Origin of the sequence: Nocardia noduli, from assembly GCF_019038455.1 — a bacterium.
In the GTDB taxonomy this organism is placed as follows: domain Bacteria; phylum Actinomycetota; class Actinomycetes; order Mycobacteriales; family Mycobacteriaceae; genus Nocardia; species Nocardia noduli.
Genome location: NZ_JAFMPL010000178.1, coordinates 1 through 8767 on the forward strand (window position 1 = coordinate 1; position 8767 = coordinate 8767).

Genomic DNA, 8767 nt, shown 5'->3' on the forward strand with positions numbered 1-8767 from the left:
CGGGTACTGATCAGAGACCACCCCACGTCCACCGGATCCAGCTCGGGTCGTGTCAGCAGCCACTCCTGCAACCGGCGCCCCTGCGCGAGCAGGCCCTCACCGCTACGCCCCGACAACACCCACACCAACCCATGAGTGGTGGCCGACTCTTGCACCAGCCCAAAAGCCTGACTGGTGTCCGAATTATTTGCTCTGGCGGAATGCGCCGCTACGACAATGTGGCAATTCGTCCCCCCCATACCGAACGAGGACACCCCGGCGACGGCCCTGCCGTCATCTGCAGACAAATCCAAGCCCTGACGCAATACAGCCACGCCAGAATCGATTGCAGAAATACTCCCGTTGGGTGTAGCATAGTTCAAACTCGGAGGAATTGTTTCATGCAACAGACCCAGCGCCACTTTAATAAAGCCAGCTATCCCCGCCGCCGCATCCAAATGGCCAATATTTGTCTTTACTGAGCCAACCTGCAACCATGATCCATCCGATCCGCGCCTCTTACCAAAAACAGAAACCAGGGCTGCAGCCTCCGCTAAGTCCCCTGCAACAGTTCCGGTTCCATGTAGCTCGACGTAGCGGACTTGATCACTACCGACGTTGGCGCGCCGAAGGGCAGACAAAAATAGCTCTTCTTGCGCCGCGACACTCGGAGCCATGAAATCCGTACTAGCACCATCCTGGTTGATTGCACCACCAAGAATAACTGAGTAAATCCTATCGCCGTCACGCAAAGCCTGGGCTAACGGTTTCAACAAAACTATTCCACCGCCTTCACCGGGCACGAATCCGTCAGCATTCGCATCGAAGGCCCTGCATTCACCCTGCCTGGATATAACCCCGAGATTATCCATCATCTGCACATTACTGCCGGTTACCATCAAGCTAACCCCGCCAGCGATTGCTACACTAGATTCACCACGACGTATGCTCTCACAGGCCAGATGGACAGCAATCAGCGATGATGACTGCGCACTGTCCAGAACCATGCTTGGACCCGTAAAATCAAAGAAGCGCGAGACCCTATTGGCGATCATCGCACGGTGGGTTCCAGCTGCCGCATACGCATCCGAGTCGCCGACTCTTATCGATTCGCCAAATTCGTCGCGCGATGCCCCAACAAACACTCCCACAGAACGGCGTTTCAATGCGTCTGGCGAGATACCCGCATCTTCGATCGCTTCCCAGCAAAGCTCAAGCATGAGCAATTGACGAGGATCGATCGTCGCCGCCTCAGCCGGACGGATACCAAAGAAATCAGCATCGAAACCGTCGATGCCATTTAGGTACCCTGCCGTTTTGGGAAATACGTATCTACCGCCAGCACTGGTAGCGTTCGGCTGATTAACGGCACTGCGACCATTTATCAAAAGCTGCCAGTATTTGTCAAGGCTGTCAGCACCCGGAAGTTTACATGACAAACCCACAACCGCGATACCATCAGCGCTAGCGTTATACATCAGAAAAGCCTCCCCATTCAAAATTTTTATAAGCAGAATGATCGGCCCATACCGAGGTCTGCAATGACCGCGCCGAAATCCACACCACTAGTCGGCTACCAGTGAGATGTTCGTCGGTGAAACACTGCTGTGGATGGATGGTTGTCTGGGCCCTGAGCCAGTGCGCCGGCTCCGCTATAGATCACGACCGCTGCACACCGCTCCCCGAACCACGATCTCAAGGACGCCCGCGACCGCCCCTTACGTCGCCTCTGCCACATCGCACACCAGCGACCGATGGAGAATCACTCCCATCTGTGGCGTCGAACCGCACCACGTCAGGTAATCCTAAAATCAGTCGACCGCTATGATCCCGGGCGGGTATATCCCGCCTACGTCAATCTAGTCGAGCGAGAACATCGGGCCGGTCTGGTGCCGGCAATCAACATCCTTCGTATGCGGAGGTGCTTGATCATGGGCCCGACCCACAACATCGCAAATTCGGTTCAACAAACTCGGCGCCAGCCAGAATTCTCCAACGAGAAGGTGTAACACTTCTACCGCAGACAGAGATTGAACCCGCTACCGACTTTGGGATCTCCAACCGATTCGTTGCAGACTTCCTCATCGACGGTACCCAACTTGAAAGCAGCTGAACGCTTGAGCATAGCTAAACTCCGCGCCTCGGCCGCTAACCAATTCGGTCTGCGATATCCGAACCTCTTCGAAGTCCCCCACACTGGTTGCATACCACAACAATTACATCCCCCGATGACTAAAACATCGCCAGTAAACGATGTTCATAAGTAGATCACCACCGACACCACAGGTCAATAGCTGCACTAACGATCTGCGGCCGCGCAGAGTTAGCTGAATCGGCCTTCGAGCATGTACGCAGATACCCGACTACAACGGCAAAGTACTTCGACTCACCACCCATCACCCATTAGCGACGCTCCTGATAGAACACGTTTTGTGGCCGATCGTCCAGCATTGCGGCGTGACGTTGCCATGGAGCGCATGAGGATGGGCAAACCCGGTTGGCCAGCATCCAGAATGCGAGCTGCTACGGATTTGCCATGTCAACGAACGCGGTGACGTGACATGGATCATAGTGCCAGAGCGGACCGCCATGGGTCATAGTGCCAGAGGCGGGGGTTATGAGATGCACTGAGGCAGAACAGAACCCGGTGCATCGTGCCCGAATGCTATGGCACCCGTTCACTCTTACGTTTTGCGCCTACGAGAACGGGCTCAGCACAACCGTCGCAATCGCAACAGGATCCTCGTCACGGGAAGTCAACTACTCCAGGACCAACACCAGTGACTCGGACCTGATGCATCCTCATCGCGGGCGACCTCGCCACCAGAAGACAACGCCCTGGCCCGGGTCAATCGTTGACCGAAAGGACCCGAATTGAGCACTTCCACCGAGGTAAGCCTGTGGTTCAGACGGTTCAATCCGTCGCCAACTGCAAGCAGTAGACTCGTGTGTTTCCCTCACGCTGGCGGCTCCGCAAGCTTCTTTTTGCCGCTATCTAGGGCGATGCCTCCCGAAGTTGAAGTGTTGTCTGTGCAGTATCCTGGGAGGCAGGATCGCCGAAATGAATCGCCAGCCGGAAGCATAGCCGCTCTCGCAGATTCCATTGCGGATAATATGCGCTTCTCAGACAAGCCGCTGGCCCTATTCGGCCATAGCATGGGAGCGATTTTAGCTTATGAGGTGACTAAAAGACTATCTATTACCAAGAGCCCGATCGCTCTGTTTGTCTCTGGTCGACGCGCGCCGTCTCGCTATCGCCTAGAAATAGCGCACACACTGTCGGATGAGAAACTCCTTGAAGAGCTCAAAACGCTAGGCGGTACGGACAGCCGAGCTTTCGCGGACAATGATATTGTCCGGATGATCTTGCCCGTCGTACGCGCAGACTATCGAGCTATCGAAACATATTTCCACGAACCAGGCACTGAGGTTTCAATACCGATTTCTGCCCATATTGGCGACCGGGACCCCCGGGTAACTGTTGACGAAGCAAGCAGTTGGAAACGACACACTTCCAGCAGTTTCGAGCTTCATATACATACTGGTGGCCATTTTTATCTAACCAAGCACGTCGATAGCATTATCACACACATCCAGCAGAAACTCTCCGAGCACACATACCCTCCCGGATAGCCCGCGTAGACGCCACCGCATCAAGATTTTTGTTCCCACCGGTAGATAGTCGCCTGAAGATCCCAGCCGCAGCGTCCACACATGTGACCATGCCAATTCGGCTCAGGCAGACTTCGAAATCTGACCCTCAGCAATGGAGCCATCCGATGAGCGAAGCACCCGTCGTCGCAACACAATTGCCGACCACCCGGTCCAGCCGCTGCCCCTTCGACCCACCCGCCGCGCTGACCGAGATCCGGCAGCGCGATCCTCTGACCCGAATGCAATTCGCCAATGGCCACCAGGGCTGGCTGGCCACCGGCCACACCGAAGTCCGCGCAGTGCTCGCGGATCCTCGCTTTAGCGCCCGCCATGAGCTCCAGCACTATCCGTATGCCGACTATGGACCTATGCCGCCGGCACCGGTGGGTGCCCTCGCCGGTATGGACGGCCCGGACCACCGTCGGTACCGAAAGTTATTGACCGGCAAGTTCACAGTACGACGCATGCAACTGTTAACCGAGCGGATCGATCAGATCACCACGGAGCATCTCGATGCGATGGAAAAGCACGGTGGCCCACTAGATCTGATGACGGCCTTCGCACGTCCCATCCCGGCGTTGATGATCTGTGAACTGCTGGGTGTGCCCAGTTCGGATCGCACTACCTTCCAGGAACATGCGAAGAAGGCCAGCGACGTCACGGCAGGCCCAGAGGAACGCATGGTCGCCTACACCGCCATCGTCGACTATGTCGCTGACCTTGTAACAGACAAACGTACCGTTCCCACCGACGATCTGCTCAGCGACCTGACTACGACCGATCTCACCGACGAGGAACTGGCCGGTATCGGCGCCTTCCTGCTCGGCGCAGGGCTGGACACCACGGCGAACATGCTGGCGCTGGGTACATTCGCACTGCTCACCCACCCCGAGCAGTTCGCGGCATTGCGCTCGGATCCGGACCTCACCGACAACGCGGTAGAGGAGCTGATGCGTTATCTGAGCATCAGCCACAGCACCGCCCGGGCCGCACTGGAAGACGTCGAGCTCGGCGGCAAACTGATCCGGGCCGGTGAGACGGTCGCGGTGTCCATCCAGACCGCCAACCGCGATCCGGCGCGCTTCGACAGTCCCGATGCTCTCGACTTGCACCGAAACACAATCGGGCACCTGGGATTCAGCCACGGCGCCCATCAATGCCTTGGCCAGCAGCTGGCCCGCGTCGAGATGCGAGTTGCCTTCCATGCGTTGGCGATTCGCTTTCCTAATCTGCAGTTGGCGATTCCGGCTCACGAGGTGCAGTTGGGAAGCGGCCAGATCTTCGGCGTAAACCAACTGCCTGTTAGCTGGTAGGAGCAGAAACACTATGAATCTCATTGTCGATCGCGATCGCTGCATAGGCGCTGGGATGTGCGCGCTGACCGCACCCGCGTTGTTCGACCAGGATGATAACGACGGACTGGTTATCGCACACGCTGAGACACCGACTCTTGACCAGGAGGGCGTCGTGCGCGCGGCAGTGGAGGCCTGCCCATCGGGCGCGCTACGGACCCAGGAGTAGAAGACGCAAGGAGGCGGGGTTGCCCTCTACGGGATGCAGTCAGACCCGCGGTCTGAGAAAGTGTTGAGTCGCCCCGGGTTTGATGCCAATGCCGTTAACTTGCGCGGTGGCGTAGTCGAATCTCGGGTCGACCGGCGTGGTTCATGTTTGTGTGCTGCAGGTTTTTCGGCCGAACTTGTGACGACCGGCCCGTTTGATCACCCGGGGATAGCTGCGGTGGCGGCGTGAGTTGGGGCGTTCGAGGATCTCGGCGACGGCGTGAGCAGTGGCTGCGGTCAATCGGTCAGGGGGAAATCTCGCTTGCCCGGTGATGTGCCGCCGGACAACGCGCAGGGTGCGGATGAACGACAGCCGTAGTGGTCAGCAGGGCCCAGATCTCCTGGCGCACCATAGCCAGGCTGCGCGAGCGCAGGACCCGGTAGCTGCCGCGCTGACTGGTCTCGATCTCGGCGAACCTGGTTTCGATCTGCCACCGATGATGGTAGGCCGCAGCGAGCTCGATCGCCGGTGCGATCTCGTGGTCGAGCAGGGGGGTGATCAACCGGATCAGGCCCGAATCGTCACGGCCGCGGTTGCCGATCTCGTACTCCACGACCCGTGCCAGCACCCCCCTCCTGCGTGGCGCCGGTGCCCCTGGCCTGGTTGCGGCGGTTGCGTTGCCGTTGAGCCTTGTCGGCCAGCCGTGACAGGAACGACCCGTCCGGAAGATGCTGCACCACAGACAGACTCACTAGTAAGAGGTCAGTTCAGAATGAGTTTTCGGAGGCAGATGACCGCGCAGGCGAGGGTGAGTAGCGCGTGGTGGATGTCGGCGCGGCGTTCGTAGCGGGTACGTAGGCGTTTGAAGGCGTGTAGCCAGGCGAAGCTGCGTTCGACCGGCCAGCGCACGGTGCCGAGTCCGGAGCCGTGGGCAGTGCCGCGGCGGGCGATGACCGGGACAATTCCTCGCTCGCGCAGGAGTCGGCGGTATTTGTCGTAGTCGTAGCCGCGGTCGGCATAGAGGTATCGGGGTCGGCGCCAGGGCCTGCCTCGGCGTCCGCCGATGATCGGTAGCGCGTCGAGTAGTGGGATGAGTTGGGTGACGTCGTGGCGGTTTCCGCCGGTCAGGGTGACTGCCAGGGGTGTTCCTGTGGCGTCGGTGATCAGATGGTGCTTGGAGCCGGGTTTCGCCCGATCGACCGGGCTGGGGCCGACGTGGTCCCCCCTTTGAGCGCCCGCAGATGCGACCCGTCGACCAGAGCGATCGACAGTTCCAGTTTCTCGGCGGCACGCAGTTCGGTGAGTACCTGTTGGTGCAGTCGCTGCCATACCCCGGCCTCCTGCCAGTCGGCCAACCGCCGCCAGCATGTCGCACCCGAGGCTCCGAACAACGCCGTCGGCAACTGGTTCCAACCGATACCGGACCGCGCCACGAACAAGATCCCCTCCAACGCCGCCCGATCGCTGCACCGCCGCCGACCCGGATGACGGAAACGACGCTGCGGCAACGGAATCAACGGCTCCAGTCGCGCCCACAACGCATCGGTCACCACCTCATCACCCACCCCGGAAGTATCGGACATATCGTGCGGCAGACCAAACCGATACAACAACTCATTCTGAACTGATCTCTTAGCCAGCTCACTATGCCATTCAGGCCTCCAGCATCTGCCTATTGGACGTGCATGGTTGGCGTTGGAGGTCTCAAACGCGGTCTCACGACCCGAGCAAGCGCAGAGCCGCAATATCGGGGCCTTTACAACGCTGTGGTCTATGAGGTCAAGACCGGTCGAGTCGTCGGCAACGAGTTGGTCCGGGGTTCTGTCACCGGATGCAACCTCGGTCTGAATCCCCCCGGTGAGTCCGGAGACTTTCTGATGTGTGAACTCAGCGGTTGACTGTGGTCCTGTGTCGAGCGTAGTAGAGGGCTTCGAGTTCGGCTGGTGGGATGTCGCCGCAGTATTCGTAGAGTCTGCGGTGGTTGTACCAGTCGACCCATTCCATGGTGGCGATCTCGACGTGTTCGACTGTGCGCCAAGGTTTTCGGTGTTTGATCAGTTCTGTTTTGTAGAGTCCGTTGATCGACTCGGCGAGAGCGTTGTCGTAGCTGTCGCCGGTCGAGCCGATCGAGGCGTCGATCTCGGCTTGGATCAACCGGTCAGTGAAGGCGATCGAGGTGTATTGAGCGCCGCGGTCGTGGTGGTGTATCAGCCCGGACAGGTCGGTGATCCCGTCGCGGGCACGGGTCCAGATGGCGTGTTCGATCGCGTCCAGGACCAGCGGTGTGGTCATCGTGGTCGAGGTTCGCCAGCCCACGATCCGACGCGCGTAGGCATCGATCACGAACGCTACGTATACCCATCCCGACCATGTCGAGACGTAGGTGAAATCGGCTACCCACAACAGGTTCGGGGCCGTCGGGTTGAATTTTCGTTGCACCAGATCCTCGGCACGCCGGCCTTGCGGGTCGGCGATCGTGGTGCGTTTGACCTTTCCGCGACGGGTGCCTTGCAGGCCCAGTTTGCGCATGAGTCGTTCGACGGTGCAGCGGGCCACCTCGATGTCCTCTCGTCGTAGTTGCAGCCAGACTTTGCGGGCGCCGTAGACCGAGTAGTTCTCGGCGTGGACACGGGCGATCTCGGCGGTAAGGAATTCATCGCGCAGATCGCGTGCCGAAGCCGGGCGGTCGCGGGTGTCGTAGTAGGTGGACGACGCGATCGGGCAGCCGTGCTCGGTGAGCACCCTGCAGATCGGCTCGACGCCGAACTCCTGTTTGTGTGTGTCGATGTAGTCGACGATCACTTGTTTCGGCGGTCGAGCTGCGCCGCGAAGAAAGTCGACGCGGACTGAAGAATTTCGTTGGCGCGCTTCAGTTCTCGATTCTCCGCCCGCAATCGGCGCATCTCTGCTGCCGTATCGGTGCTCACACCCGGGCGCTGGCCGGCGTCGACCTGGTCCTTACGGATCCAGTTGCGCAGGGTCTCGGCCGATCCGATACCGAGTTTGCTCGCGACCGAGGCGATCGCCGCCCACTCCGAAGGATGCTGTGACCGGACTTCGGCGACCATCCGCACAGCCCGTTCACGAAGCTCGGGCGGGTACCTCTTCGGCGATCCTGACATGACTCCATCCTTCCCAAGGAACGAAGTCTCCGGACAAACCGGGAGGCTTCTATGTTTGTCAAGTCGTTGCGGGGACCTGCTTCAGCGTTCGGTGGATCTGGCGGGTGACATACCGTTTCAGACAGCGGGTGGCCTCGCGTTTGGTCTTGCCGGCGGCGAGTCGCTTCTGCAGGTAGGCGCGAGTGGCGTCGTCGGTCCGCATCCGAGTCAGCACGATCGTGTGGATCGCCCTGTTGAGCCGCCGGTCACCACCCCGGCTGAGCCGATGACGGGTGGTGTTCCCCGATGACGCTGGGATCGGAGCAGTTCCGGCGATCTTGGCCAGTGCAGCTTCGGTTCTGATCCTGCCGGGGTGTGACCACACGGTGAGAATGACCGCGGCAGTGACCGCACCGACTCCAGGTAACGCCAGCAACTGTGGGACATGATCGGCGAGAATCTCGTCCAGCTGAGCACGATTGGATTTCAGTTGGTCGCCGAGCTCGCTGATCCGCCGCGCCAAACGGACCGCT

8 protein-coding genes and 1 other annotated feature are annotated in these 8767 nt (G+C 59.6%); of the genes, 3 read left to right on the forward strand and 5 right to left on the reverse strand.

The features are described from left to right. The coding region (locus JZ792_RS39920) for a beta-ketoacyl synthase N-terminal-like domain-containing protein (RefSeq protein ID WP_216918082.1) at window positions 1-1457 on the reverse strand (1457 nt) is incomplete at its 3' end. A gap of 1468 nt (window positions 1458-2925) precedes the next feature. Between JZ792_RS39920 and JZ792_RS43140 the strand changes: the two genes are divergently transcribed. The 3 genes from JZ792_RS43140 (at window position 2926) to JZ792_RS39935 (ending at window position 5154) form a co-directional block, all read left to right on the forward strand. Further along, on the forward strand, window positions 2926-3612 hold the full coding sequence (locus JZ792_RS43140) for a thioesterase II family protein (RefSeq protein ID WP_308165636.1): 687 nt from the start codon (window positions 2926-2928) through the stop codon (window positions 3610-3612). Window positions 3613-3758: 146 nt separating this feature from the next. Next, window positions 3759-4946, forward strand: coding sequence for a cytochrome P450 (locus tag JZ792_RS39930; protein ID WP_216918084.1), 1188 nt, complete (start codon window positions 3759-3761; stop codon window positions 4944-4946). Window positions 4947-4959: 13 nt separating this feature from the next. After that, window positions 4960-5154, forward strand: a complete 195-nt coding sequence (locus JZ792_RS39935; protein WP_216918085.1) for a ferredoxin — start codon at window positions 4960-4962, stop codon at window positions 5152-5154. A 283-nt stretch (window positions 5155-5437) separates the two neighbouring features. Here the strand turns inward: JZ792_RS39935 and JZ792_RS39940 are convergent, their stop codons facing one another. From JZ792_RS39940 to JZ792_RS39955, 4 genes are all read right to left on the reverse strand, one after another. Then, on the reverse strand, window positions 5438-5746 hold the full coding sequence (locus JZ792_RS39940; RefSeq protein ID WP_216918086.1) for a transposase: 309 nt from the start codon (window positions 5744-5746) through the stop codon (window positions 5438-5440). A 149-nt stretch (window positions 5747-5895) separates the two neighbouring features. Beyond that, window positions 5896-6716 (reverse strand): IS5 family transposase gene (locus JZ792_RS39945; RefSeq protein ID WP_254191019.1). Its coding sequence is split into 2 segments (ribosomal slippage): window positions 5896-6362 and window positions 6362-6716, totalling 822 coding nucleotides; the frame shifts between segments, so codons are not numbered across the junction. Between the two features lie 304 nt (window positions 6717-7020). Further along, window positions 7021-8255, reverse strand: a protein-coding gene (locus tag JZ792_RS39950; RefSeq protein ID WP_254191021.1) for an IS3 family transposase whose coding sequence is annotated in 2 segments (ribosomal slippage) — window positions 7021-7970 and window positions 7970-8255 — 1236 coding nt in all. Because the reading frame shifts where the segments join, the coding sequence is not laid out codon by codon here. Beyond that, window positions 7843-7971: a sequence feature (AL1L pseudoknot), on the reverse strand. (Overlaps the previous gene by 129 nt.) A 58-nt stretch (window positions 8256-8313) precedes the next feature. Beyond that, a partial coding sequence (locus JZ792_RS39955) for a transposase (protein ID WP_216918088.1) occupies window positions 8314-8767 on the reverse strand: 454 nt, incomplete at its 5' end.